Below are 24,792 nucleotides of genomic sequence, written 5' to 3'. Positions count from 1 at the left end.
GGTGGCCGACAGCGGCCCGGCCGGTTAGCGTCCGCCCATGCACGAGTCTGCCCGTACCGGGGCCGATGCCCCATCCGAACTGTCCGAATCAACCGAACACCCTGAACCATCCGGATCAACCGGACCGATCGATTCCCCCAGCTCCCCCAGCTCCCCCAGCTCCTCCGGGTCCTCCGATTCCTGCGGGTCCTCCGAATTCTTCGATTCCTGCGGGTCCTCCAGGTCCTCCGACTCCTCCCATCCCTCGGCCGCCGCCGGGCATGCCGAGCCCTCGGTCTTCTTCGATCCCTGGTCCTCGGCGTTCGTGGCCGACCCGTACCCGGCCTACGCCGCGCTGCGGACGGCAGGCCGGGTGCACTACTTCGAGCCCAGCAACCAGTGGCTCGTCCCACATCACGCCGACGTCTCGGCGTTGCTGCGCGATCGCCGTCTCGGCCGCACGTATCTGCATCGCTTCTCCCACGAGGAGTTCGGCCGTACCCCGCCGTCCGTCGAGCACGAGCCCTTCCACACCCTCAACGGGCAGGGACTCCTCGATCTGGAGGCGCCCGACCACACCCGGATCCGGCGGCTGGTCTCCAAGGCATTCACCCCGCGCACGGTCGAGGAGCTGGCCCCGACGGTCCGGCGACTCGCCGCCGAACTCGTCGACTCGTTCGTCGAGACGGGCGGTGGCGACCTGCTCACGGCGGTCGCCGAGCCGCTCCCCGTGGCCGTCATCGCCGAGATGCTCGGTATCCCGGAGTCCGATCGCGCCCCGCTGCGTCCCTGGTCGGCGGCGATCTGCGGGATGTTCGAACTGAACCCGTCCGACGACACCGCCCGTGCTGCGGTTCGTGCCTCGCTCGACTTCTCCGCCTATCTGCGCGAACTGATCGAGGAGCGGCGCAAGAACCCCGGTACGGATTTGATCTCCGCGCTGATCGCCGCCCACGACGAAGGGGAGCGCCTCAGTGAACAGGAGATGATCTCCACCTGTGTGCTCCTGCTCAACGCCGGGCACGAGGCGACCGTCAACACCACCGTGAATGGCTGGTGGACATTGCTGCGCCACCCGGAACAACTGGCTGCCCTGCGTGCCGACCCCGGTCTGCTGCCGACGGCGATCGAGGAGCTGATGCGGTACGACACTCCGCTCCAGATGTTCGAACGGTGGGTGCTCGACGACATCGAGATCGACGGCACGATCATTCCGCGTGGCTCCGAAGTGGCCCTGCTCTTCGGCTCCGCCAACCGTGATCCGGCCCGCTTCGAGGCTCCCGACACCCTGGACCTCGGCCGCCGCGAGAACCCGCACATCACTTTCGGCGCGGGCATCCACTACTGCCTGGGTGCCCCACTGGCCCGATTGGAACTGACGGCGTCCTTCGGCGAGATGCTGCGCCGGGCCCCGGACCTGCGGCCGGTGGCCGAACCGGAGTGGAACCCGGGCTACGTGATCAGGGGCTTGCGGGAACTCCTCGTCGAGTTGTGAAGGGGCGAGCGGGGGCGGGACCACGAAAAAGGTCACGGGGGAGGCAGGGAGGAGCGAGCGGTGAGACGGCCGATGCGTCCCGCGCCCTGCGTCCCCACGTCCCGCATGTCGTCGAGACGCCCCGCGTCCCGCGTGTCATCGAGCAAGAACAGCTCGCCCGGTGCTCGCCCCTCCCGCTCGGCCATCCGGGGCACCTGAGCCGTTCGGGCCACATGGGCCGTTCGGGCCACCTGGGCCGTGTGGGCCACCTGGGCCATGCAGATCACTTGAGCCATCTGAATCACCTGAGTCATCCGGACCACCTGGCCCACTGTCACGTCAGGACATCGCGTCGTCGTAGTGCCGCCGTTCCGGCCACCACCAGCGTCACCGCGACCGCCGTGAGGGCGAGCACCGGGCCCCACTCCATCCCGCTCCCTCCCGGAAGCTTCGGCAGATGGGTGAACGGCGACACGTCCATCACCGGTTGCGGCAGATCGAGTGCGGGCCCGATCCACCCCAGCGCCAGGCACAGCCCCGCCACCCCCCAGGAGGCGACCGCGGCCTTCGGCAGTACCCCGTACAGCAGGACCGCGACCCCGCCCATCAGCCAGATCGCCGGCAGCTGGACCATCGACGCACCCAGTACGGCCGGAAGCCGGTGCCCGTAGCCGACGGCCAGACCGAGGCCGCCCACCGTCATGATCAGGGCCGCTCCGCCGAACGCGATGACCAGGTGACCGGCCGCCCACCGCAATCTGCTCACCCCGCACGTCAGCACGGGTTCGGCGTGCCCGGCGGTCTCCTCGCCGTGCAGTCGCAGCACCGACGCGACGACGTACAGGGCCGCGACCATGCCGAGCATGGAGATCATCGCCGCGAGGAACGCGTCGGTCAGTCCGGCCTGACCGCCCATTCGCTCGAAGATCTCCCGCGTTCTCGGGTTGTCGCCTACGAGGTCCGACGCCCCGCCGGTCAGCCCGCCGAAGACGACACCGACCGCGCCGAAGGACAGCGTCCACCCGATCAGCGCACCTCGCTGGAGCCGCAGTGCGAGTCCGGACGCCGAGGAGATCCGCCCCTGCGCGGGCCCGGGCCGGGTGGCCAGGAAGCTCATGCCGACATCACGTCGTCCCGCCAGCGCGTACGCGAGGACGGCCTGGACCACGATCGCGGCCCCCATGGCGAGCAGCACCCACCAGCGCGTTTCCGCGTACGCGCGCACGTTCTCCGCCCAGCCGAGGGGGGAGAGCCAGGTCAGCACGGACGAGCCGTCATCCGCCGACGAGTCCCCCGCGGCCTTCAGGACGAACGCGCCACCGATCGCCGTTGCGGTGAGGCCCTTCGCGAGCCGCGCGCTCTCGGTGAACTGCGCCGCCGTCGCGGCAGTGCAGGCGAACAGCACACCGGTCCCGGCGACCGCCAGGGCGAGTGCCACCGCACCAGATCCCCCCGCGCCGGAGCCGGCCATGCCGACCGCGATGACCAGGGCCAGGGCGGTGTTGGCGAGCACGGCGGCGAGCAGTGCGGCGGTCAGCGGCGCGCGGCGCCCCACCATGGCCGAGGAAAGCATCTCCTGACGGCCGGTCTCCTCCTCCTCGCGGGTGTGCCGCACGACGACGATCAGGCTCATCACGGCTGCCAATGCCCCGCCGAAGCAGACCATCCGCCAGCTGACGAGCCCGCCGACCGAGTCGGCGAAGACCGGTCCGTACAGCGCCCGCAGGGAGCTGTTGCCGTTCATCGACGCGGCGAGCTCGGCACGTCGGGCGGCGGTGTCGTACAGCGAGGCGATCGACGTGCCGACGGAGGAGAAGGACCCGCCGAGCATGAGCACCCAGATCGGCATCATGAGCCGGTCGCGCCGCAGCGCGAGCCGCAGCAGGGGCCAGGTGCCGGCGAACTGCCCGCTTCCCGTTCCCGCTCCGGTCCGTCGGCCCGCTCCGACCGGCGCCGTCATGGTCGTGGCGGTCATCGAGCCGTCACCCCCGTCCCCCGGTCACTGCCCGAGCCGTCCTCCGTGCGTGCCACGTCCGCCGTGCTCTTCGGCGTGGCAGTCGTGTGCGCCGCATCCGTGGAGTCCGTCGCGTAGTGACGGAGGAAGAGCTCCTCCAGCGTGGGCGGCGTGCTGACGAGCGTCCGTACTCCCGCCGCGGAGAGGGATCTCAGCACCGCGTCCAGTTGATCCGTGTCCACTTGGAGCGTCACACGCGGGCCCTGACCATCGAGGTGGATGTCGAGATCGTGGACACCGGGCAGAAGCGCCAGACCCTCGGGCGTTCCGGCGAGCTCGGCGGTGATGTGCGTACGGGTCAGGTGGCGCATGTCCGCCAGGGAGCCGGTCTCCACCGTCCGTCCCTGGCGGATGATGCTCACCCGGTCGCAGAGTGCCTCGACCTCGCTGAGGATGTGGCTGGACAGCAGAATCGTCCGCCCGCGCGCGCGTTCCTCGGCGACGCAGTCCTGGAAGACCTCCTTCATCAGAGGGTCGAGGCCGCTGGTCGGCTCGTCCAGGACCAGCAGATCCACGTCGGAGGCGAAAGCGGCGACGAGCGCGACCTTCTGCCGGTTGCCCTTGGAATACGTGCGCCCCTTCTTTGTCGGGTCGAGCTCGAACCGCGCGATCAGGTCGGCGCGTCTCGTCCGGTCGAGACCGCCGCGCAGCCGTCCGTACAGGTCGATCACCTCGCCGCCCGACAGATTGCGCCAGAGCGTGACGTCGCCCGGGACGTACGCCAGCTTTCGGTGGAGCTCGACCGCGTCGTCCCAGGGATCGCGGCCGAGCAGCCGGGCCGTGCCGGAGTCGGGCCGCAGCAGCCCCAGCAGGACTCGGATGGTGGTGGACTTCCCGGACCCGTTGGGCCCGAGGAAACCGTGGACCTCGCCGGTCTCGACCGTGAGATCGAGACCGTCCAGCGCGCGCGTCCGGCCGAACGACTTGTGCAGTCCGGCCACCGTGATTGCCCTCGTCATGTTCTGAAGGTACGCTACTTTCACAAACTTGTGAAGTTAAGGAAGCGTATAAACTTGGAATGGCGGAGTCATGGAGCAACCGGAGAGCCAGGGGAGACGATCGGACGATGGTCAGCGGAACCGAGCAGGATGTGCACGCCGGACAGGGCCCGCGTGCCGAGCGGGACGCGGCGGCCGTGTCGCGGTTCGTGGAGCGGTTCGCGTCCGACATGACCGAGGCGGGTATGCAGCGGATGGCGTCGCGGGTCTTCGCCGCGCTCCTCGCGGACGACGACGGGTCGATGACCTCCGCCGAGCTCGCCCTGGCGTTGCAGATCAGTCCCGCCGCGGTGTCCGGTGCGGTCAACTACCTCACGCAGGTCAGCATGGTCGGCCGCGAACGCGAACCGGGCTCGCGCCGCGACCGCTACCGCCTGCACAACGAGCTCTGGTACACCACGTTCGCCAACCGCGACCGGGTGCTCACCCGCTGGGAGAGCACGCTCAAGGAGGGGGCCCGCACCCTGGGCGAGCACACCCCCGCCGGCGCCCGGCTGGCCGAGACCGCCGCGTTCTTCGAGTTCGTGCAGGAGGAGCTGAGCGGCATGATGGACCGCTGGCGCGAGCACCGGAAGACCCTCGACCTGCCGGTCGTCGACGGGAGCCGGTAGCTCCGGACACCCGACGGGCTCCCGAGCCCGGCTCCCGAGCCCGGGGCCCGCCGCTGTTCCAGGGCGTTCCCGGGCCTCGCCCGGGGATACCGGGCGGCCGACGGGTTGTCGTGCCCCGGTCGCGCCACCGTTCCTGGGCGTTCGCGAGCCTCGCCCGGGGTATCCGTCGGTCCCGGGCCTCGCCCGGGTCTCCTCGCCGTTCCCGAGCCTTGCTGCTGGGTTCCTGTCGGTCCGGGGCCTCGCCGCTGGGCTCCCCGTCGTTCCCCTGCGATTCCGGGCCCGCCTCCGGGCCCGCCTCTGGCCCGCCTCCCGGCTCGCCCCCGGGCCCTGCTTCTTGGGTTCCCCGTCGTTCCCGCGGCATGACGGAGTCCGTCCCGGATGTCTACCGACCGGCCCCGGCCACCGGCAGCATCAGTCCCCAGGCGCCCGCCCGCACCGTCCACGTCCGTGTCCGGACCGGGCCGCCGAGCTGTATGTCCGCCCGATAGCGGAAGTCCGCGCCCGACACCGTGACCGCCTTCGCCTCCGCCGTGACCGGTGCGGCCGCCGAAGGCCGTATCACCACCTCCGCGAGGCCCGAGTCGCCGCCCTGCGAGGTCACCGTCACGGATTCGACGGGGTGGCCCAGATCGTTGAGCAGGACGCCGTCCGCCTCGACCCGCAGCCGGTGCGCACGGGGCGCGTCGGGAGGTTTCGACGGGGTCGGACGGACCAGGGTGCGGACCAGCGAGCGGCAGGTGTCCCAGACCGCGGTGACCCCGGTCGGGGCGGAGAACGATGTGTCCCGCGGCAGCTCACTCCGGGCCGGGATGTGCAGGGCACCCAGCACGATGCCGTCGCTGTCGTCGACCAGCAGGTCGAGCTTGCGCACCGCACCGTCCAGCGCGGTCCGCGCCGCCGCCACGGGGCCACGGGGCACGCCGAGCGAATGAGCGAGTTCCAGCGCGGCGGCGGCACCGACCGGAACCAGCGACAGCGACTTCTCGGCCGGCTCCCGCTCCCGGTGCAGCAGGGCCACCGCCCGCCGCAGCGCATGGTCGTCGCCGATCACCACCGGCCGTCGGCAGCCCCGGCGGGACAGGGCCCGAGCGAACTCCTCGGGCCCCTCGGGCAGGCAGATCTTGGCATGCGAACCGGCGCTGAGAACGTCCTTCGCGATACGCACGGACTCGCCGTCGGTCCGGCGGGCTACCGGGTCGATGACCACCAGCAGCTGGTGCGCACCGTCGCCGGGGGGCTGGGCAGCCGACACCTCGGTCCTTCCTCGGGTAGCATCTTGGTGCAAGAGCCCCTTGCGCTATTGCGCCAGGGGCTTCGTCTATACCGGGGCAACCGGTTCGACGGTTCAGGCCTGTCGTACATCGTCGTACGCCGTGTGCGACGTTTACGTACGCCCCCTGACCTTGGACATGCCCCGCCCGGAAGGGGTGTACGCCTGTGCCCGCACTTGTGCTGCTCGGTGCTCAGTGGGGTGACGAGGGCAAGGGAAAGGCCACCGACCTGCTCGGTGGATCCGTGGACTATGTGGTGCGCTACCAGGGCGGCAACAACGCCGGCCACACGGTGGTCGTCGGCGACCAGAAGTACGCACTCCATCTCCTCCCCTCCGGAATCCTGTCGCCGGGGTGTACCCCGGTCATCGGAAACGGCGTCGTCGTCGACCCGGCGGTCCTGCTCTCCGAGCTGAGTGGGCTGAACGAGCGCGGCGTGGACACGTCCAAGCTGCTGATCAGCGGTAATGCCCATTTGATCACCCCGTACAACGTCACGATCGACAAGGTGACGGAACGGTTCCTCGGCAAGCGGAGGATCGGTACGACCGGCCGCGGCATCGGCCCGACGTACGCGGACAAGATCAACCGGGTCGGCATCCGCGTCCAGGACCTCTACGACGAGTCGATCCTGGAGCAGAAGGTCGACGCGGCGCTGGAGCAGAAGAACCAGCTCCTCGCCAAGGTCTTCAACCGGCGCGCCATCGAATCCGGCAAGATCGTCGAGGAGATGCTCCAGTACGCGGAGCAGATCAAGCCGTACGTCGCCGATACGACGCTGGTCCTGAACAACGCGATCGACGAGGGCAAGGTCGTGCTCTTCGAGGGCGGCCAGGGCACGCTGCTCGACGTCGACCACGGCACGTACCCCTTCGTCACCTCCTCGAACCCGACCGCGGGCGGCGCCTGCACCGGTTCCGGAGTGGGTCCGACGAAGATCAACCGGGTCATCGGCATCCTCAAGGCGTACACCACCCGCGTCGGGGCCGGCCCGTTCCCGACCGAGCTGTTCGACGAGGACGGCGAGGCGCTGCGCCGGATCGGTGGCGAGCGCGGTGTCACCACCGGCCGCGACCGCCGCTGCGGCTGGTTCGACGCGGTGATCGCGCGGTACGCGACCCGGGTCAACGGCCTCACCGACTTCTTCCTCACCAAGCTCGACGTGCTGACCGGCTGGGAGCAGATCCCGGTCTGCGTCGCGTACGAGATCGACGGCAAGCGCGTCGAGGAGCTCCCGTACAGCCAGACCGACTTCCACCACGCGAAGCCGGTCTACGAGATGCTGCCGGGCTGGTCGGAGGACATCACCAAGGCCAAGACCTTCTCCGACCTGCCGAAGAACGCGCAGGGGTACGTGAAGGCGCTGGAGGACATGTCCGGCGCCCCGATCTCCGCGATCGGCGTCGGCCCCGGCCGCACCGAGACGATCGAGATCAACTCGTTCCTGTAGGGCTGAAATGCTGTAGGGCTGTGGGGCCGCAAGCTCAGCGGGGTTGCGGGACCTGCGAAGACCTGTGGGCCAGCAGGGTCTGTGGAGATCTGTAGGGCTGCAAGGGCCTGCGGAGACCTGTGGCCGGTGGTGCCTGTGGTGCGCGAGGGCCGGGACGGTACGTCCCGGCCCTCTGCGCGTCCGGCCTTCTGTCGTCCGTGCCCTCGCGTGCCGGTTCGTCGTGGGCCGACACCGGTCCCCGGTCTGCGCATTGGTCCATACCTTGACAGGTCCAGACCAGTAGGGCTTGAGTGGCGGCACGTCCCGACGGCCCGCCGACAGGCTCTGAGGTGTTCGGCGTGCCCTGCCGAAGGAGTGAGCAGCGCTGAAACGCATCAAGAGCCTTCTGACCGTGCTGGGTGCCGTCGTCGCGACGGCCGTGTTCCTGCCCGTCCCCGCCGCATCGGCCTCGGCTCCCGGGGTCGTTGCGGCTGCTGCCTCGGGGGGAGTCGCGCCGTGCGCCCCCGCGTGGAGTTCCTCGACCGCGTACGCGGCGGGCGACGCCGCCTCGCACCACGGGCGCAACTGGACGGCCAAGTGGTGGACCCGGAACGAGAACCCGGGTGCCACCACCGTCTGGGCGGACCAGGGGGCCTGTGCGGGCGGTGTCTCCGACTTCGTCGTGAGCGAGGCGCAGTTCGACCGGATCTTTCCGAACCGGAACCCCTTCTACACGTATCAGGGCCTGATCGACGCACTGCACGCCTACCCGCGCTTCGCGAATACCGGAACGCCGACCACGCGGGCCCAGGAGGCCGCCGCGTTCCTTACCCATGCCGACTTCGAATCGGTCGGGCTGCAGTATGTGAAGGAGATCAACGAGGACAACTACTGGCGCAAGTGCGACTACAGCCAGCCCTACGGCTGCCCGGCGGGGCAGCGCGCCTACTACGGCCGTGGTCCGATCATGTTCAGCTGGAACTTCAACTACAAGGCCGCCGGTGACGCCCTCGGCATCGACCTGCTCAACAACCCCTGGCTGGTCGAGCAGGACCCGTCCATCGCCTGGCAGACCGCCCTCTGGTACTGGAACACGCAGAACGGCCCCGGCACCATGACCTCGCACGACGCCATGGTCGGCGGTGCGGGATTCGGCGAGACGATCCGTTCGCTGAACGGGGCCCTGGAGTGCGACGGAGGAAACCTCACCTCGGTCGCGGCCCGGGTCGCCGCGTACGAGCGGATCACCGGCATCCTCGGTGCGGCGCCGGGTTCGAGGTTGACCTGTTGACCTGCTGATCTGTCGGCCTGTCGGCCCGCTGATCTGTCGGCCTGCTGGCCCGCCGGCCTGCTGGCCCGCCGGCCCACCGGACCACCGGCCCGTTGATCTGCCGTCCTGCCGTCCTGCCGTCCTGCCGTTCTGCCGTCCTGCTGAACGTCGTTGTGCCTCCCGAGTGCCTCATGCGCCGGATGCGCCGGAGGCTTCGGTCACGGCGCAGATGAACTCCATCTGGTATAGGCCCTGTTGAGGGGCGGCGCGGTCGTGTCGAAGGATGCGTGCGTGATCGGGGGGTGCCGATTCGAAAGATTTTCCGGTGATGGTCTAGACCTTGACAGGTCAAGGTGGGCGGAGCTTGAGTGGCCGTCAACCCCCAAGGCGGCGCACCGCCCTGCTCGGTGCGCCGCACCGAAGGAGTGATCGCGTGTACCGACGTGTCATGGGCCTGCTCGCCGCGCTGGGTGCGGTCGTCGCCATGGTCGTTGCTCTCCCCACCTCCGCCACCGCCGCCGCGGCAGCCGACTGCGCGGCTCCCTGGAGTTCCTCCTCCGTCTACACCGGCGGCAATTCGGCCTCCTACAACGGGCACAACTGGACCGCCAAGTGGTGGACCCAGAACGAGACCCCCGGCAGCTCCGACGTCTGGGCGGACCAGGGCGCATGCGGCGGGGGCGGCACCGACCCCGACCCGGGCAACCCGTCCGGATTCGTCGTCAGCGAGGCGCAGTTCAACCAGATGTTCCCGAACCGGAACTCCTTCTACACGTACAGCGGACTCACCGCTGCGCTGAGCGCCTACCCGGGCTTCGCGAACACCGGCAGTGACACCGTCAAACGCCAGGAGGCGGCGGCCTTCCTCGCCAACGTCAGCCATGAGACGGGCGGCCTGGTGTACGTGGTCGAGCAGAACACGTCCAACTACCCCCACTACTGCGACAGCAGCCAGCCCTACGGCTGTCCCGCGGGCCAGGCCGCGTACTACGGCCGCGGTCCGATCCAGCTGAGCTGGAACTTCAACTACAAGGCCGCCGGTGACGCCCTCGGCATCGACCTGTTGGGCAACCCGTACCTGGTCGAGCAGGACGCCTCGGTCGCCTGGAAGACCGGCCTCTGGTACTGGAACACCCAGAACGGACCGGGCACCATGACGGCCCACGCCGCCATGGTCAACGGCGCCGGATTCGGCGAGACCATCCGCTCGATCAACGGCAGCCTGGAGTGCAACGGCGGCAACCCCGCCCAGGTCCAGAGCCGCATCGACCGCTACAAGTCCTTCACGCAGATCCTCGGCACCACCCCCGGGGACAACCTGAGCTGCTGATCCGCCGGGCCGTCGACCCGTCGACCCGTCGACCCGCCGGGTCGCTGGGCCGTCGGGTCTCCGGGCCGTCGGCCTGCGGTTCCGGCGGCGGCAGTTCTCGATCCGCCTCTCGACGGGGGCGTGTCCGGTCGGACCGGACACGCCCCCATTTGCGGGTTCAGGGGGCGGGGGATTCCTTGGCGACGTCCAGGGTCCGGAACGCCAGCCACAGGTCGTAACGGGCGCTCGGGGCCTGGAGCAGCGACCGCTGGAGCAGCGATTCGAGACGTGTGAGGCGCTTGCGCACCCCCGGCACCGAAATGCCCAGCACCTCGGCGGTGCGGGAGAGTTGGGCCTCGCAGTCGAGCCAGGTCCGGAGCGTCGTGTGTGGGTCCGCGGCGTTGCCGGAGGCACCCGGATCGTCGAGCGGGCGCAACTGGTGGGCCGCCCACTCCTGGGCGGCCGGGACGCGCAGGATGTCGTCCAGCCGGTACGGCCTTGCGGGTGCCGTGCCGCCCGGCTCCTGTTCCGCCTCCCGGTGAGGGATTCCGGGCGCCCGGGAGGCGAGGGGGGTGGCACGGATCCGCAGGGCCAGATCGAGGGCGGCCTGGTCGGCCAGCCGGTTCAGATCGAGGCCGAGCAGGTCACCGATCAGCCGCAGCCGCGCCGCCAGGGTGTTCCGGTGGATCTTCAGGTGCTGAGTGGCGTGCGAGGAGAAGGACAGCCAGGAGGCGAGGGTGACCATGAGTTCCTGGCCGCCCGGGTCGTGACTTCGCCGCGGTACATGGGTGAGCAGGGCGTTCAGCAGCGTGTCCGCCCACTGCGCCCCGGCCGTACCGACGACCAGGGCCGCCTCCGGCGCCGAACCGAAGGCGGTGTGCCGGGTGGGCACTCTGCGGGCCACGGCCAGGGCATGGAACGCCTGTCGGTACCCGGTCGCCGTGTCGGCCAGCGGCACGTCCTCGCTGGCCCCGACGACGCATTCGTCCACCACGTCGGCGACCCGGCGTCCGACCGGCGGGTCGGCCGAGGCCGGGCCGGCCGGCACGATCAGGATCAGGTGGCGTGCGTACACCGGGCACCGTACGATCCAGGACCGGCCGCCGGAGATCTCCGCGCAGACCCGAGCCACCTCGTCCCGACGGCCCACGGGGCATTCCACGACACATACCCGTACCGGATCGGGCAGTTCGGGCCCCAGGGCCCCGGCGACCTGGTGCGCGATGGACATCTGGCCGGTCATGAGCAGGTGCAGCACTGCCTCGCGGGTACGCGACTCCGCCAGGTCGACGCGTCTGCGCCTGCGCTCCACGGTCTCTGCGGTCCAGCACATCGCGAGCGGCATGGCGACGTCGGAGAGCAGGGTGGCGAGTCCGTCCGGCAGCGGGCGCGGCGCGACGACCGCGAGCACCGGAGCGGGGAGGTCGGGGCGTCCGGTCAGGGGAAACAGCAGCACGGTGTGCGGGCCCCTGTCGAAGGAGAAGGAGCGCGCCCCGAGCGTCGCCAGTTCCTGGACGCCCTCGCTCGCGAGTGCGGCGGCCTGCGCGGCCCATGCGGCGGTTCCGGTGGCCGACGTGGGGGCCGCCGTCTCCGGGCGGGGTGTCGGCCCCCGATCCTGTCCGACGGGGGTTCGCGCCCCGTCGTCGTCCGGGGCCCTGGTCACGCCCTGCAGAACGCCGCCGTCCGCGTCGAGCAGCGCCGCCCAGCCCGCCGACCGGCCGGACAACCAGCGCAGGAGCTCCCGTGATCCGCCGGTTCGGGCCAGCCGGTACATCCTCAGTACGTCGTCGGCCCGTTCCCGCCCGTGCACCCGTCCTCCGCTCATCGCGCTTCCGTACATCCGCTCCGGCGGCATTGCCTCAGCCCGTTCGCTTCAGCTCGTCCGCTTCCGTGCCTCACGCTTCCGGGCCTCGCATGTCTGCGTGCCAGAAAACCGGAGCGCAGCGTACCGGTTTCACTGTGCGGACTGTTACCGCCTGCTGCCCACGCAGTGCGAACTGAACCTTCCTGTCGCCTACTCGACGCCATAGAGTCCGAACACGGTTGCGGCGCCCTTCGGGGGAGGGGCGCGGGGACGGCGGCAGCGGCTCACGGGGGTGGCCGCTGTCGCCGCCCGCAACCGCTCTTCTTCCGCTCGATTTCCGCTCGCCTTCCGCCGGTGGTCGGCGGCGGCTCCGGGCGTTGTGAGCGGATCCTGCCGAGGGGCGGCTCGCGATCGGGGCGCGAGGGCAGACAGATCCTCGACCGGGCAGATGGGCCCTGCCGGGCAGACGGGCCCCTCGGCCGGGACGGATTTTTGACGTGATCGGTACGGCGCGTTCGGGGCGGGCCGGTCAGTCGGACTTCGTGTACGTGAGCTGTTCGCCGCTGCCCTGATTCACGCGGCGCAGGGTGCCGTCCGGGAGCAGAGTGAGTGTGGTGGGCCTGCCCGCCGTGCAGGACGTCATGGGCTCACCCGTGACGACGGTGGAGGCACCGACCTCGACCGGGCCGTTCGCCGAGGGCTCGGACACCAGAGGTGCCTCGAAGACGCAGTGGTACGAGCCGCCGCTTTCGAGGGGGCCGTCCGCGGTGAGCGTGAGGACGGTCCGGCCGACCGCCCCCTGCCGGATGACGAGCTCACGGGTGGAATGGCCTGCGGCATTGTCGATCGCACCCGACCAGGTGCCCAGGTAGCCGGAGGGTATGGCGCCCGCACCGTCCTTGTCCCGGTCGTCGTCGGCCGAGGGGGAGTCCGGGTCCGTCGAGGGCGCGTCGGAAGCGGATGTCGGTGAGGCGGCGGTGGGAGACGGGTCGGCCTTCTTCCCCTTGTCGTTCATGAGGGCGTAGACGGAGCCGCCGGCGCCTATCGCGACGAGTACGGCGACCGCTATGAGGGCGATCGTCGTGCCCGTGCTCCGGCGGGCGGGCTCGGGCGCGGGCTGCGGAGCGGTCGGGTGGGCGGGGCCGTACGGGGGCGTCGCGGCGAACCCGGCCTGTGCGTAAGACTGTTGCTGAGGCGGGTAGCCGTACGCGGCGCCGTTCTGCTGCGCGCCGAAGGCCGCCGGCTGGCCGGGGTGCGGATGGGCCGGCTGCTGCGGCGGGTAGCCGTATGCGTGGGACGGTGGTGCGGGCGGCGGTACGGATGCCGGGGTGTCGACCGTCGCGTGGAGCGGGTGGACGGTGTCCGGAGGTGTGGGGGAGAGGCGGTCGGTCGTCGAGGCTTCCGACGCGGGTGGCGGTGGGGTGGAACCGGAGGGAACCGGCGAAACGGGAGGCGTGGCGGGGCTGGTGGGACCGGTGGAACCGACAGGAACGGTGGGACCGGTGGAACCGACAGGATCGGCGTAAGCGGTGAGTCCGGCAGGAATGGTGGGGGTGGGAGCACCCGGGGGCGGAACGTCGGCGGGCGACCGTTCCGCGGGGTCCTCCTCCGGGTCCTCGGAGTCCAGCAGTTCCACGGCGTGACGCCCGAACTGGGCGATGAGCGCGCCCGGGAGCCAGGGCTCCGTCGTGTCATCGTCCATCAGCCGCTCCAGGAGCGCGTCGGTCGACGGACGGGCGGCCGGGTCCTTGCGCAGGCAGTCCTGGATCAGCTCGACGAGGTCCACGGGGACGCCGGTCAGATCGGGGTCCTCCTGGGCGATCCGGTACATCTGTGCATGCCCGCCGCTCTCGGACGTCCCGAACGGGAGCCGGCCGGTCGACGCGTACGCGAGGACCGAGCCGAGACAGAACACGTCGCACGCGGGCGTCACCCGCTCGCCCCGCACCTGCTCGGGAGACATGAAACCGGGAGAACCGACCAGGGCCCCGGTGCGCGTGAGGCCGCCATGGGTGACGGTGTCGAGCGCCCGGGCGATGCCGAAGTCGATGACGCGCGGACCGTCGATCGTCAGCAGGATGTTGGAGGGTTTGAGGTCGCGGTGGACGAGGCCGGCGGTGTGGATCGCCTGGAGGGCATGGGCGAGACCGGCCCCCAGGATGTGGACCGAGCGTTCGGGCAGCGGCCCGTACACGCCCGGCGCCGCCGGTGTCGCCGGTGTCACTGTGGCCCACGACCGACCGGAGACGGTGGTCTGGAGGGAAGGACCGGCGACATACCCGGTTGCCACCCACGGCACGGCGGCCTCGGTGTCGGCGTCCAGCACCGGAGCGGTCCAGGCGGAGCCGACCTGGCGGGCGGCCCGCACCTCCTGGCGGAACCGGTCGCGGAACTCCTGCTGTTCGGCGAGTTCGCCGCGTACCAGCTTGAGCGCGACGGTACGGCCGCGGTCGGAGCGGGCCAGGTAGACCTGCCCCATGCCACCCGCACCGAGCCGGCCCAGCAGGCGGTACCCGCCTATGCGCTGAGGATCGGTGGGCCCGAGCTTGTCCATGGTGTGCGTCCTCCCCCGTGCGGCGGTGCGCCGGAACGCGTCGAGAATAGCGGCGAGGGACGGCACGGCGACGGGTCGGTTTCCGGCGCCCCTCGCGCGGGCATCCCCGTTTTTCCCCGGTCCCTTTCCCCTCGCCGTGGACGGGCCGGAGCCGGTCGGCAGGCCACGCCTCAGCCGGCCGGCCGACCATGCCTCAGGCAGGCAGGCAGGCAGGCAGCCAGCCAGCCGGTCGGTCGGCCACGGCGCAGCCGCCCGGAACCAGGAGGGCGTGCCCCGCCCGCTGCCCGGGGAAGGAGACGGCCCGCGGACGGTTCCGGTTCCTCCCGCGCGTGGCACCGACCCACGCGGATGTGCCACGGGCCGTGCTCGCGACGACGCGACACCCTGCCCAGCCGAGAGCCGCACGCCATACAACGTGGTCATGTCGACCCGTCCCCGGTACGTCCTACGCTCGCCGCATGACCGCTCATGCCTCGCATGCCCCGCATGTCGACCCCGCCGCCGGCGCGGCCGTGAAGGCCGCCGACCGCGCACACGTGTTCCACTCCTGGTCCGCCCAGGGCCTCATCGACCCGCTCGCCGTCGCCGGTGCCGAGGGCGCGTACTTCTGGGACTACGACGGCAACCGCTACCTGGACTTCACCAGCGGCCTCGTCTACACCAACATCGGCTACCAGCACCCCACCGTTGTCGCCGCGATCCAGGAGCAGGCGGGAAAGCTCGCCACCTTCGCCCCCGCGTTCGCGATCGAGGCACGTTCCGAGGCCGCGCGTCTCATCGCCGAGCGCACCCCCGGCGACCTGGACAAGATCTTCTTCACCAACGGCGGTGCCGAGGCCGTGGAGAACGCCATCCGGATGGCGCGACTGCACACCGGCCGTACGAAGGTGCTCTCCGCGTACCGCTCGTACCACGGTGCCACCTCCACCGCGATCAACCTGACCGGTGACCCGCGCCGTTGGCCGTCCGACAACGGCTCGGCGGGCGTCGTCCGCTTCTGGGCCCCCTTCCTCTACCGCTCGCCGTTCCACGCCGAGACGGAGGCCGAGGAGTGTGCGCGGGCGCTCCAGCACCTGGAGGACACCCTCGCCTTCGAGGGCGCCGGCACGATCGCCGCGATCATCCTGGAGACGATCCCCGGTACGGCGGGAATCATGACGCCGCCGCCCGGCTACCTCGCGGGCGTCCGTGAGATCTGCGACCGGTACGGCATCGTCTTCGTTCTCGACGAGGTGATGGCCGGATTCGGCCGTACCGGAAGGTGGTTCGCGGCCGACCACTTCGATGTGGTGCCGGACCTCATGACCTTCGCCAAGGGCGTCAACTCCGGTTATGTGCCGCTCGGCGGTGTCGCGATCTCGGGCGAGATCGCCGCCACCTTCGAGACCCGCGCCTACCCGGGCGGACTTACCTACTCCGGTCACCCGCTGGCCTGTGCGGCGGCCGTCGCCACCATTCATGTGATGGAGGACGAGAAGGTCATCGAGAACGCCGCCCACATCGGCGAGACCGTGCTCGGCCCCGGTCTGCGCGAACTCGCCGAGCGTCACCCGTCGGTCGGGGAGGTCCGCGGTCTTGGCGCGTTCTGGGCACTGGACCTGGTGCGCAACAAGGAGACCCGCGAGCCGCTGGTTCCGTACAACGCGACGGGCGAGGCCAACGCGCCGATGGCGGCCTTCGGCGCGGCGGCGAAGAAGAACGGGTTGTGGCCCTTCATCAACATGAACCGTACGCACGCCGTTCCGGCCTGCAACATCACCGAGGCCGAGGCGAAGCAGGGCCTCGCGGCGCTCGACGCGGCGCTGTCGGTCGCGGACGAGCACACCATGTAGCGAGCCCGAGCCCGAGCCCACCGCACGGCGCGCCCGACCGGGTACGCCGTGCGGAACGGGCGGTTTCGCCGTCGGGCGCGGACGGGGCCACCGGTCCGATTGGGGGCGGCTCCCCTCCTGGCCCGGCCCTCGACCCCTCGACCCCTCGACCCCGCAACCCCGCGTCCCCGGGACCCCTCGGCCTCATGGGTCCGGACTCCCGGCCGCTCGCTGCCCGGATCCGGGCACGGTGGCGCTGCCTTAAGGTGACCGGAGGCGGAAAACAGGGGAGGGGCGCCATGGGCGCGGGCGGAACTGTGACCCGCAGCACGCTGCGGCAACAGATCGCGGACGCGCTGCGCGACGAAGTGCTTGCCGGGCGCTTGCAGCCGGGACGGGAGTTCACCGTCAAGCAGATAGCCGAGCAGTACGGTGTCTCGGCGACGCCGGTGCGCGAGGCGCTGTTCGACCTCTCGGCGCAGGGACTGCTCGAATCGGATCAGCACCGCGGATTCCGCGTACGCGAATTCACCGTCGCCGACTACCGGTCGATGGTCGAGGCCCGCACCCTGGTCATCGACAGTGTCATCCGCAACGCCGTCCCCGACCCCGCGCTCCCGCCCGGCAGGTCCGCCGCGTATGACGACAGTCTGGTCTCCGTGCGCCGCAGGGCACAGGAGGCCGCCAGGGCGGCGCAGGGCGGTGACCTCGACATCCTGATCGGCTACGACCTGCGCTTCTGGCGCGAGTTGGGCGCGTTCTTCGACAACGTGTACATCAACGACTTCCTGCACCGGCTGCGCGTCCAGGCGTGGGTGTTCGCGGTGCCGTACCTGCGCCACGACGTGCGTGCCCGGGACTGGCTCTGGCACGGGCATCCGGACCTCGTCGCGGCGATCACACTCGGCGATCACGACGCGGTGCGCGCGGTGATGGCCGACTACAACGCGCACGCGCTGAGCTGGGCGGACCGGCTGGCGGCCGGAGACCCTCCGCCCCCCGAGCGTGCCTCGCGGCCGACCGCGCAACCACTTGCCGCCCTCGACACCCCTTTCACCACCGGCGATCCGGGCACGCACACCCCGACGGGCTGACCGCCGTACCGGGCTCGCGGATCACGTGGGCCCGGGGTGTCCGACCGCCCCGCGGCGTCCGCTCCTCCGCACCTGTCCGGCACATGTCCGACCCAAGCCCGGCGCGCGTCCCGTCCGAACCCGGCCCCCTGCCACTGTGCGCGACGTGCACACCGCATTACGCTGTCCCGACCGTTGTGAATACTTCGACGCACACCCGTGGGAGAGCGAGAATTCGTGGCCTGTGACCTGTGGCTGGTTCCCCTCGTCGATGTGCTGTGCCACAGCCCCGACAACCCGTTCGCCGAAGAGATAGCCGTCTATGACAAGGCGTTGGGCGAGGCCGGACTGCCGCCCGTCCCCGTGTACGCGTACATGCCGGGGCTGACCGGCGATGTCGCCCCGGTCGCCGGCTTCGACTACGACGCCCTCCACTTCCTGCGCCGTGCCCACATGCTTCAGCTCAGCGGCCTCGCCGTCACGCCCGTCGACGAACTCGGCGGGGACTACGAGCAATTGCTGGAGATGTTCGAGGCGACGGCCCAGCAGTCCCATCTGGTCTGGCACTACGACCACGCGGGGGCGTACGTTCCGCTGGACTTCGCCGTGCCGCTCTCGAACGACGACCTGCTCGCGGGCGGCGGTCCGCTCGGCTCCAGTCACGGGCTGCTGAGGGAGCTGGAGTTCGTCGCCCCGTCCATCGGCATCGACCCGGCGAACCCGCCGGCCGCCCCGCTGCCGCCCATCGCTCCGACCGAGCTGGAGGAACCGGCGGCCCCGATCCTGTACGACGACAGTCCGTTCGCCCGCGAGCGGCACGTCTGGCTGGGGCTGCACGCGGCTGCCACCCGCAGCCTCGCCCAGGGCTCAATGATCGTCTTCAGCTGACGGACAGTGATCGTCTTCGGCTGACGGACACTGCGGCCGACAGCCCGACAGCCCGACAGCCCGACAGCTCTTGCGCGTTGCGCCCGACGCGGCACCGGCGCCGGGCGTGGTTCTCGGGCCCGCTCGGCCGTCACCCACGGAGTTCCTGCGGTGGTGTCACCGCGGGGACTCCGGCGGGCGCTGCCGCGGCATGTTCGGCCTGGTGATCGTCTGCATCGGGAACCGTCCCGGCTGCGCGCCCTGTTCAGGGCGCGCATGGCCGGTCATGCCGGACGACAGGCTCTGGAGTCCCATCGGCGCCGGCCCGGCCCGGAATTCCACCATCCAGTCCGCGGTCTCGGTCCGGACGAGATCCGTGATGTCCTCCGAGAAGCGACGCAGCACCCCGAGGCATCGTTCGGCCGCCTCGCTGGCCGTTCCCTCGGTCGGGCCCAGCACCTCCCGTACCGACTCCGACGCCCAGTCGAACTGGAGCACTTGCAGACGTCGCTGCACGGCCTGGGCGGTGGCGAGATTCCTTATCCAGCCCGAGGTGAGGCCGAAGTACCGGTCGCACCCCATGCACGCGGCCCCCAGCAGCAGCGAGAGATAGCCCCATCCGGCCGCCCCGGCGAGCACCCCGGTGAGGTCGAGCAGCGGCAGCGCGGCGCCCGCCACCGCCCCGGCCGCCGTACCGATGCGCAGCGCCCTGGCAGCGCGCCGCTTCCGCACCCGGTCGTTCAGGTACCACTCGGCGGTGCGCAGTGCCTCGTCCTCGACCCACCGGTACAGCTCGTCGAGGCGCTCGGCCGGTTCGGCCCAGTCGCCGAGCGGAAACGGTGTGGCGGTCAGGTCTCCGCCCCGGCCCCGTGCCACCCGGCCGCGTGCGCCGGAGCCCGAACCGGAGGAGCCGGCCGAGCCGGCCGAACCGGGCTCGTTGCGGGGTCCTTCGGGCTGCATCTCCGGCTGACTCACCGGGGTACTCCTCTGCATTCTGCGTAGTGGCGCCTGATGTGCGGCGGTGTTCTCGACGGTGGGCTATCACTGCTCTCCGGCGTGGCCGACTGTTCCGTTCGCGTAACTTTGCGTGACGGGCGGTGTGTGTGCGTGTCCTGACGCGCATGCCCTTCCTACCGCCGAATGGTGGGCCGCGGGGCCGAAATCGCGGTATTCCAGGGAGCGCGGGGCCTGTGATCAGGTATAGGCGTCGTGTCGGCGCGGACTCAAACTCACTCGAAAGAGTTGCTCACCAGTGGGTGGGGCGTGCTGCGTGGTGACCACGTAGGCTCGGTTTATCGAAACATTTCGTCGTCGAATTGCCTGGAGTAGCCGTGATTCCCGGTGCAGGTCAGCCCAACATGCAGCAGTTGCTGCAGCAAGCCCAGAAGATGCAGCAGGACCTCGCCGCGGCCCAGGAGGAGCTGGCGAGGACCGAGGTCGAGGGCCGGGCGGGTGGCGGTCTGGTGAAGGCGACCGTGACCGGCTCCGGTGAACTCCGTGCCCTGGTGATCGATCCGAAGGCCGTGGATCCGGAGGACACCGAGACGCTCGCGGACCTCGTCGTCGCCGCGGTCCAGGCGGCGAACGAGAACGCGCAGCAGCTCCAGCAGCAGAAGCTGGGCCCGCTCGCCCAGGGGCTCGGCGGCGTGCCCGGTCTCCCCTTCTGACCCCTCGCGCCGCCCCGGTCGCACCAGTCGCCCCCGGGGCGCGGCCGGGTCGCCCCCCCCCGGGGGGCGGTCCGATGGTTTTCGGGACCGGTGCTCGGAGGTCTCCGGGAACGGTCCGGAGGTCTTCGGGTCGGGCGCCGGTCGGCATCGGCCTTCTCGTCGGCGGCCCGGACTCGTACGTTGTATTCATGACCCGTCGCACGTGGCGCACGGTGCACCGCCGACGGCGTACCGCCCACGGTGCCCCACCGGCAGCGGGCGGCGGGCAGCAGGCACGGACCTGGTCGGCAGGCACGGCCCCAGGAACAGGTAGAGGAAGGCGTTTCCGTTGTACGAAGGCGTGGTTCAGGACCTCATCGACGAGTTGGGCCGGCTGCCCGGCGTCGGTCCGAAGAGCGCGCAGCGGATCGCCTTCCACATCCTGCAGGCGGAGCCGACCGATGTGCGTCGTCTCGCCCATGCCCTCATGGAGGTCAAGGACAAGGTCAGGTTCTGTTCGGTCTGCGGCAATGTCGCCCAGCAGGAGCAGTGCAACATCTGCCGGGACGCGCGTCGTGACCTGACGGTCATCTGCGTGGTCGAGGAGCCGAAGGACGTCGTCGCGATCGAGCGGACCCGTGAGTTCCGGGGCCGCTACCACGTGCTCGGCGGCGCGATCAGCCCGATCGAGGGTGTCGGCCCCGACGACCTGCGCATCCGCGAGCTGCTCGCCCGTCTGGCCGACGGCACGGTCACGGAGCTGATCCTGGCGACCGACCCGAACCTGGAGGGCGAGGCCACCGCGACGTACCTGGCGCGGATGATCAAGCCGATGGGCCTGCGGGTCACCAGGCTGGCCAGTGGCCTGCCGGTGGGCGGCGACCTGGAGTACGCGGACGAGGTGACCCTGGGCCGTGCCTTCGAGGGGAGGCGCCTGCTCGATGTCTGAGGTGCGCTCGTTGTCCGGTCCCGGCGCGTGTCCGATGCCCGACGCCGTTACGTCGTCCGGTGTTCCGACGGCGATCGCCTGCGCGACTCACGACGTCTTTACGTTCAGCGACGCTATGTTCTACTCACCGTTTGCGACCGTGCCCACGGGAGGTCCCCTCGATGTCTGACGCCACGCTGAACTCCGTCACGCAGGACCCGGACGACTTCGCCGTCCAGATCGCCGACCAGATCAAGACGTTCATCGTCGCGGTCACCGAGGTGTCGAAGGTCGAGGAGCCCGAGGAAGCGGTACCCGTCCTGCTGCTCCAGGTCTCCCAGCTGCTGCTGGCCGGCGGGCGGCTCGGCGCGTACGAGGACATCGTCCCCGACGAGCGCTACGAGCCGGACCTGGGAGCGGAACCGGACGCCGACGGTCTGCGTGAACGGTTCGCCGCCCTGCTGGAGCCGATCGACGTCTACTCCGAGGTCTTCGACCCCTACGAGCCCCGCAAGGCGCCGGTCCCGGCGCGTATCTCGGACGACCTTGCCGACCTCGTCACCGACCTGCGCCACGGGCTGGCGCACTACGAGGAGGAGCGCATCACCGAGGCCCTCTGGTGGTGGCAGTTCTCGTACTTCTCCAACTGGGGCTCCACCGCGTCCGCCACCCTGCGTGCCCTGCAGTCCCTGATCGCCCACATCCGGCTCAACCAGCCCCTTCAGGAGCTCGACGGTCTGGACACCGACTCGGAGACCGTCGACGACGAGCTGGCCGAGGAGGCGGGCCGGGTGATGGCCGAGGAGATCGCGGGCCCGCTGGGACTGCGCCCGGTGCAGTAGCGGCCGCGTCCCGACGCCGGGCCCGTTCCGATGCCGCGTCCCGGTCCCGCTCCGGGGCACGCGCGAGCACGCCGAGGGCGAGGCGCGGGCGCGTATGGCTGGTGCGCTCGGTCCCGCGCGGCACGCGTGGAGCGATTGCGTGGAGCGGATTGCACGGGGCGGATTGCGCGGGGTGGATTGCGCGGGGTGGGGGCATCCGAAGAGCGGACCGTGCGGTTCCGGTCCACGCTGGGAGAGGTGCCTCCCGCATCGTGGACCAGGCGCGCCGCGCATGTGGGCTGGACCACATCGGGAGTGCGGCCCCGATCGGCGGGCAGCAGCCCGTACGAGCGGCTCGGAGCGGCACGCCGATGATCACGTGTTGAGCGGGACATCTCACCATGTGGTATCAGCGGGGCGTTTTCGGGCTGCTCGTTAAACTGAGCCGACCGTAGTAATGGACCGAGCGAGGAGCGCACGTGGGCCTTGTCGTGCAGAAGTACGGAGGCTCCTCCGTAGCCGATGCCGAGGGCATCAAGCGCGTCGCCAAGCGAATCGTCGATGCCAAGAAGAGCGGCAACCAGGTGGTTGTCGTGGTGTCCGCGATGGGCGACACGACGGACGAGTTGATCGATCTCGCCGGGCAGGTATCCCCGATCCCTGCCGGGCGCGAGTTCGACATGCTGCTGACCGCCGGGGAGCGGATCTCCATGGCCCTGCTGGCGATGGCGATCAAAAACCTGGGCCACGAGGCCCAGTCGTTCACGGGCAGTCAGGCCGGCGTCATCACCGACTCGGTCCACAACAAAGCGCGCATCATCGATGTGACGCCGGGCCGTATCCGTACGGCGCTGGACGAGGGGAACATCGCGATCGTCGCGGGGTTCCAGGGTGTGTCCCAGGACAAGAAGGACATCACCACCCTCGGTCGCGGCGGGTCCGACACCACCGCGGTCGCGCTCGCCGCCGCGCTGGACGCCGAGGTCTGTGAGATCTACACCGATGTGGACGGTGTCTTCACCGCCGACCCGAGGGTCGTGAAGAAGGCCCGGAAGATCGACTGGATCTCCTTCGAGGACATGCTGGAACTGGCTGCGTCCGGTTCCAAGGTGCTGCTGCACCGGTGCGTGGAGTACGCACGCCGCTACAACATCCCGATCCACGTCCGTTCGTCCTTCTCGGGGCTGCGCGGAACCTGGGTCAGCAACGAGCCGCAAGGGGACCAGAAGGTGGAGCACGCGATCATCTCCGGAGTCGCCCATGACGTCTCCGAGGCCAAGATCACCGTTGTCGGTGTGCCCGACAAGCCGGGCGAGGCCGCCGCGATCTTCCGGACCATCGCGAACGCGGAGGTCAACATCGACATGGTGGTGCAGAACGTCTCCGCCGCGTCGACCGGCCTTACCGACATCTCGTTCACGCTGCCGAAGGCCGAGGGCCGCAAGGCCATCGACGCCCTGGAGCGCAACCGCGGCACCATCGGCTTCGACTCGCTGCGCTACGACGACCAGATCGCGAAGATCTCCCTGGTCGGCGCCGGTATGAAGACCAACCCGGGGGTGACGGCCGGCTTCTTCGAGGCGCTGTCCGACGCCGGTGTGAACATCGAGTTGATCTCGACGTCCGAGATCCGCATCTCGGTCGTGACCCGTGCCGACGACGTCATCGAGGCCGTTTGCGCCGTGCACACCGCCTTCGGCCTCGACAGCGACTCCGACGAGGCCGTCGTCTACGGGGGCACCGGCCGATGACCGCCCGCCGCCCCTCGCTCGCGGTGGTCGGCGCGACCGGGGCGATCGGCGGCGTCATGCTCCAGATCATCTCGCAGCACGCGGATGTCTGGGGCGAGGTGAGACTGGTCGCCTCGCCGCGTTCGGCAGGCCGCAAGCTGGTCGTGCGTGGCGAGGAGAGCGAGGTCCTCCCGCTCACCGAGGACGTCTTCGACGGCGTCGACGTGGCGCTGTTCCTGGTGCCCGACGACGTGTCCGCGCAGTGGGCGCCGGTCGCCGCCGCCAAGGGCGCGGTGGTCGTCGACGACTCCGCCGCGTTCCGGCTGGACGAGGACGTCCCGCTCGTCGTGCCCGAGATCAACCCACATGCCGTACGGATCAGGCCGCGCGGCATCGTCGCGAGCCCGAACTGCACGACGCTCGCGCTGATCGTCGCGGTCGGTGCGCTGCACGCCGAGTTCGGGGTGCGGGAACTCGTCGTCTCCTCGTACCAGGCGGTGAGCGGCGCGGGCCGCGACGGGGTGGCCGCGCTGCGCGAACAGTTGTCGCTGGTGGCCGGCACGGAACTTGGCACGAACCCCGGTGACGTGCGCCGGGCGGTGGCGGACGCGGAGGCCGGCAGCCCGTTCGCCGCGCCGGTGGCCCTCAACGTGGTGCCGTGGGCCGGGACGGACGCCGGGGACGGCTGGTCGTCGGAGGAGCTCGCGATCCGCGGGGAATGCCGCAAGATCCTGGACCTGCCCAGCCTGCGGGTGGCGGCCACCTGCGCATACGTGCCGGTCATCGCCACCCACTCGATGTCCGTGCACGCACGGTTCGAGAACGAGGTCGCGGTCGAACGGGCCCACGAGATCCTGGCGACGGCCCCGGGCGTGGTGCTGTACGACAGTCCGGCCGCCGGCGACTTCCCGACGCCGTCCGACGTCGTCGGCACGGATCCGACATGGGTCGGACGGGTGCGCCGGTCGCTGGACGACCCCCGGGCCCTGGAGCTGTTCGTGTGCGGCGACAACCTCCGCAAGGGGGCGGCGCTGAACGTGGCGCAGATCGCCGAGTCGGTGGCCGCCGAGTTCCCTGCGTCTGATCGAACCTGATCGAACCTGATTTGTGCGGTCTGTGAACACCCTGTGGGCAAGTTGAAGGACTGAACCCCTTGAGCTGGGGTGTCGCGGTGTCCGACGATGACCTTTCGGCCTGCTGCAA

At 70.5% G+C, this 24,792-nt stretch carries 20 protein-coding genes; 13 read left to right on the top strand and 7 right to left on the bottom strand.

All coding sequences use genetic code 11. The features are described 5' to 3' along the window. The first annotated feature begins 304 nt into the window (after positions 1-304). Complete coding sequence (locus ACFC79_RS15445; RefSeq protein ID WP_376240060.1) at positions 305-1,474, top strand: cytochrome P450; 1,170 nt, start codon at positions 305-307, stop codon at positions 1,472-1,474. A gap of 32 nt (positions 1,475-1,506) precedes the next feature. Here ACFC79_RS15445 and ACFC79_RS15440 read toward each other — a convergent pair whose 3' ends face one another. From ACFC79_RS15440 to ACFC79_RS15430, 3 genes are read right to left on the bottom strand one after another with little or no spacing between them, the layout of a single operon-like run. After that, on the bottom strand, positions 1,507-1,767 hold the full coding sequence (locus ACFC79_RS15440; RefSeq protein ID WP_376240057.1) for a hypothetical protein: 261 nt from the start codon (positions 1,765-1,767) through the stop codon (positions 1,507-1,509). 20 nt (positions 1,768-1,787) lie between these two features. Beyond that, positions 1,788-3,428 carry an ABC transporter permease gene (locus ACFC79_RS15435; protein ID WP_376240055.1) on the bottom strand — a complete coding sequence of 547 codons (1,641 nt, stop codon included), beginning with the start codon at positions 3,426-3,428 and terminating at the stop codon, positions 1,788-1,790. Then, the gene (locus ACFC79_RS15430; protein ID WP_376240053.1) at positions 3,425-4,426 is read right to left on the bottom strand and encodes an ATP-binding cassette domain-containing protein; all 1,002 of its coding nucleotides are present in this window, start codon (positions 4,424-4,426) and stop codon (positions 3,425-3,427) included. The genes ACFC79_RS15435 and ACFC79_RS15430 overlap by 4 nt, the downstream gene beginning before the upstream one ends. Positions 4,427-4,533: 107 nt before the next feature. Between ACFC79_RS15430 and ACFC79_RS15425 the strand changes: the two genes are divergently transcribed. Continuing rightward, positions 4,534-5,076, top strand: a complete 543-nt coding sequence (locus ACFC79_RS15425; protein ID WP_376240051.1) for a GbsR/MarR family transcriptional regulator — start codon at positions 4,534-4,536, stop codon at positions 5,074-5,076. Between the two features lie 382 nt (positions 5,077-5,458). Here ACFC79_RS15425 and ACFC79_RS15420 read toward each other — a convergent pair whose 3' ends face one another. Further along, positions 5,459-6,328 carry a diacylglycerol kinase gene (locus ACFC79_RS15420; RefSeq protein WP_376240050.1) on the bottom strand — a complete coding sequence of 290 codons (870 nt, stop codon included), beginning with the start codon at positions 6,326-6,328 and terminating at the stop codon, positions 5,459-5,461. 185 nt (positions 6,329-6,513) lie between these two features. On the opposite strand from ACFC79_RS15420, the gene ACFC79_RS15415 reads away from it, so the two are divergent. The 3 genes from ACFC79_RS15415 (at position 6,514) to ACFC79_RS15405 (ending at position 10,376) form a co-directional block, all read left to right on the top strand. Beyond that, positions 6,514-7,797, top strand: a complete 1,284-nt coding sequence (locus tag ACFC79_RS15415) for an adenylosuccinate synthase (RefSeq protein WP_376240047.1) — start codon at positions 6,514-6,516, stop codon at positions 7,795-7,797. A 391-nt stretch (positions 7,798-8,188) separates the two neighbouring features. Beyond that, on the top strand, positions 8,189-9,067 hold the full coding sequence (locus tag ACFC79_RS15410; protein WP_376240045.1) for a glycoside hydrolase family 19 protein: 879 nt from the start codon (positions 8,189-8,191) through the stop codon (positions 9,065-9,067). A 412-nt stretch (positions 9,068-9,479) separates the two neighbouring features. Continuing rightward, complete coding sequence (locus tag ACFC79_RS15405; RefSeq protein WP_376240043.1) at positions 9,480-10,376, top strand: glycoside hydrolase family 19 protein; 897 nt, start codon at positions 9,480-9,482, stop codon at positions 10,374-10,376. Positions 10,377-10,533: 157 nt separating this feature from the next. Here the strand turns inward: ACFC79_RS15405 and ACFC79_RS15400 are convergent, their stop codons facing one another. Both ACFC79_RS15400 and ACFC79_RS15395 read right to left on the bottom strand, forming a co-directional pair. Continuing rightward, positions 10,534-12,129, bottom strand: coding sequence for a helix-turn-helix domain-containing protein (locus ACFC79_RS15400; RefSeq protein WP_376240193.1), 1,596 nt, complete (start codon positions 12,127-12,129; stop codon positions 10,534-10,536). A 559-nt stretch (positions 12,130-12,688) separates the two neighbouring features. Continuing rightward, positions 12,689-14,713, bottom strand: a complete 2,025-nt coding sequence (locus ACFC79_RS15395; RefSeq protein ID WP_376240041.1) for a protein kinase — start codon at positions 14,711-14,713, stop codon at positions 12,689-12,691. A 458-nt stretch (positions 14,714-15,171) separates the two neighbouring features. On the opposite strand from ACFC79_RS15395, the gene ACFC79_RS15390 reads away from it, so the two are divergent. The 3 genes from ACFC79_RS15390 (at position 15,172) to ACFC79_RS15380 (ending at position 18,485) form a co-directional block, all read left to right on the top strand. Beyond that, positions 15,172-16,545: an aspartate aminotransferase family protein gene (locus tag ACFC79_RS15390; protein ID WP_376240039.1), complete on the top strand. Its 1,374-nt coding sequence runs from the start codon at positions 15,172-15,174 to the stop codon at positions 16,543-16,545. Positions 16,546-16,823: 278 nt separating this feature from the next. Next, positions 16,824-17,618, top strand: coding sequence for a GntR family transcriptional regulator (locus ACFC79_RS15385; protein ID WP_376240036.1), 795 nt, complete (start codon positions 16,824-16,826; stop codon positions 17,616-17,618). A 216-nt stretch (positions 17,619-17,834) separates the two neighbouring features. After that, entirely contained in the window at positions 17,835-18,485 is a 651-nt protein-coding gene (locus tag ACFC79_RS15380; protein WP_376240034.1) for a hypothetical protein, read from the top strand. Between the two features lie 156 nt (positions 18,486-18,641). Here the strand turns inward: ACFC79_RS15380 and ACFC79_RS15375 are convergent, their stop codons facing one another. Continuing rightward, entirely contained in the window at positions 18,642-19,439 is a 798-nt protein-coding gene (locus ACFC79_RS15375; protein ID WP_376240031.1) for an SLATT domain-containing protein, read from the bottom strand. 356 nt (positions 19,440-19,795) lie between these two features. Here ACFC79_RS15375 and ACFC79_RS15370 point away from each other — a divergent pair, with 356 nt between their 5' ends. The 5 genes from ACFC79_RS15370 to ACFC79_RS15350 all read left to right on the top strand — a co-directional run bounded on the left by ACFC79_RS15370 (position 19,796) and on the right by ACFC79_RS15350 (position 24,683). Beyond that, on the top strand, positions 19,796-20,131 hold the full coding sequence (locus ACFC79_RS15370; protein ID WP_376240029.1) for a YbaB/EbfC family nucleoid-associated protein: 336 nt from the start codon (positions 19,796-19,798) through the stop codon (positions 20,129-20,131). A 328-nt stretch (positions 20,132-20,459) separates the two neighbouring features. Continuing rightward, a complete protein-coding gene (recR, locus tag ACFC79_RS15365) occupies positions 20,460-21,059 on the top strand; it encodes a recombination mediator RecR (protein WP_376240027.1) in 600 nt (199 codons plus the stop codon). A gap of 161 nt (positions 21,060-21,220) precedes the next feature. Next, positions 21,221-21,880 (top strand): DUF5063 domain-containing protein, encoded by a 660-nt coding sequence (locus tag ACFC79_RS15360; protein WP_376240025.1) that lies wholly within the window; start codon positions 21,221-21,223, stop codon positions 21,878-21,880. A 458-nt stretch (positions 21,881-22,338) separates the two neighbouring features. Continuing rightward, on the top strand, positions 22,339-23,610 hold the full coding sequence (locus ACFC79_RS15355; protein WP_376240023.1) for an aspartate kinase: 1,272 nt from the start codon (positions 22,339-22,341) through the stop codon (positions 23,608-23,610). Continuing rightward, on the top strand, positions 23,607-24,683 hold the full coding sequence (locus tag ACFC79_RS15350; RefSeq protein WP_376240021.1) for an aspartate-semialdehyde dehydrogenase: 1,077 nt from the start codon (positions 23,607-23,609) through the stop codon (positions 24,681-24,683). Before ACFC79_RS15355 ends, ACFC79_RS15350 begins: the two co-directional genes overlap by 4 nt. The last annotated feature ends 109 nt before the right edge of the window (positions 24,684-24,792 follow it).

Origin of the sequence: Streptomyces sp. NPDC056061 (assembly GCF_042266885.1) — a bacterium.
Taxonomy (GTDB): Bacteria; Actinomycetota; Actinomycetes; order Streptomycetales; family Streptomycetaceae; genus Streptomyces.
The sequence above is the reverse complement of the archived record's forward strand: the minus strand, read 5'-3'. Positions and strand labels throughout refer to the sequence as shown.

Bases quoted from the DNA above. Each gene is read 5' to 3' on its own strand.
- ACFC79_RS15440 (WP_376240057.1), bottom strand. From the start codon at position 1,767: ATGACTCAGGTGATTCAGATGGCTCAAGTGATCTGCATGGCCCAGGTG.
- ACFC79_RS15435 (WP_376240055.1), bottom strand. From the start codon at position 3,428: ATGACCGCCACGACCATGACGGCGCCGGTCGGAGCGGGCCGACGGACC.
- ACFC79_RS15430 (WP_376240053.1), bottom strand. From the start codon at position 4,426: ATGACGAGGGCAATCACGGTGGCCGGACTGCACAAGTCGTTCGGCCGG.
- ACFC79_RS15425 (WP_376240051.1), top strand. From the start codon at position 4,534: ATGGTCAGCGGAACCGAGCAGGATGTGCACGCCGGACAGGGCCCGCGT.
- ACFC79_RS15400 (WP_376240193.1), bottom strand. From the start codon at position 12,129: ATGTACCGGCTGGCCCGAACCGGCGGATCACGGGAGCTCCTGCGCTGG.
- ACFC79_RS15395 (WP_376240041.1), bottom strand. From the start codon at position 14,713: ATGGACAAGCTCGGGCCCACCGATCCTCAGCGCATAGGCGGGTACCGC.
- ACFC79_RS15390 (WP_376240039.1), top strand. From the start codon at position 15,172: ATGACCGCTCATGCCTCGCATGCCCCGCATGTCGACCCCGCCGCCGGC.
- ACFC79_RS15385 (WP_376240036.1), top strand. From the start codon at position 16,824: ATGGGCGCGGGCGGAACTGTGACCCGCAGCACGCTGCGGCAACAGATC.
- ACFC79_RS15360 (WP_376240025.1), top strand. From the start codon at position 21,221: ATGTCTGACGCCACGCTGAACTCCGTCACGCAGGACCCGGACGACTTC.
- ACFC79_RS15350 (WP_376240021.1), top strand. From the start codon at position 23,607: ATGACCGCCCGCCGCCCCTCGCTCGCGGTGGTCGGCGCGACCGGGGCG.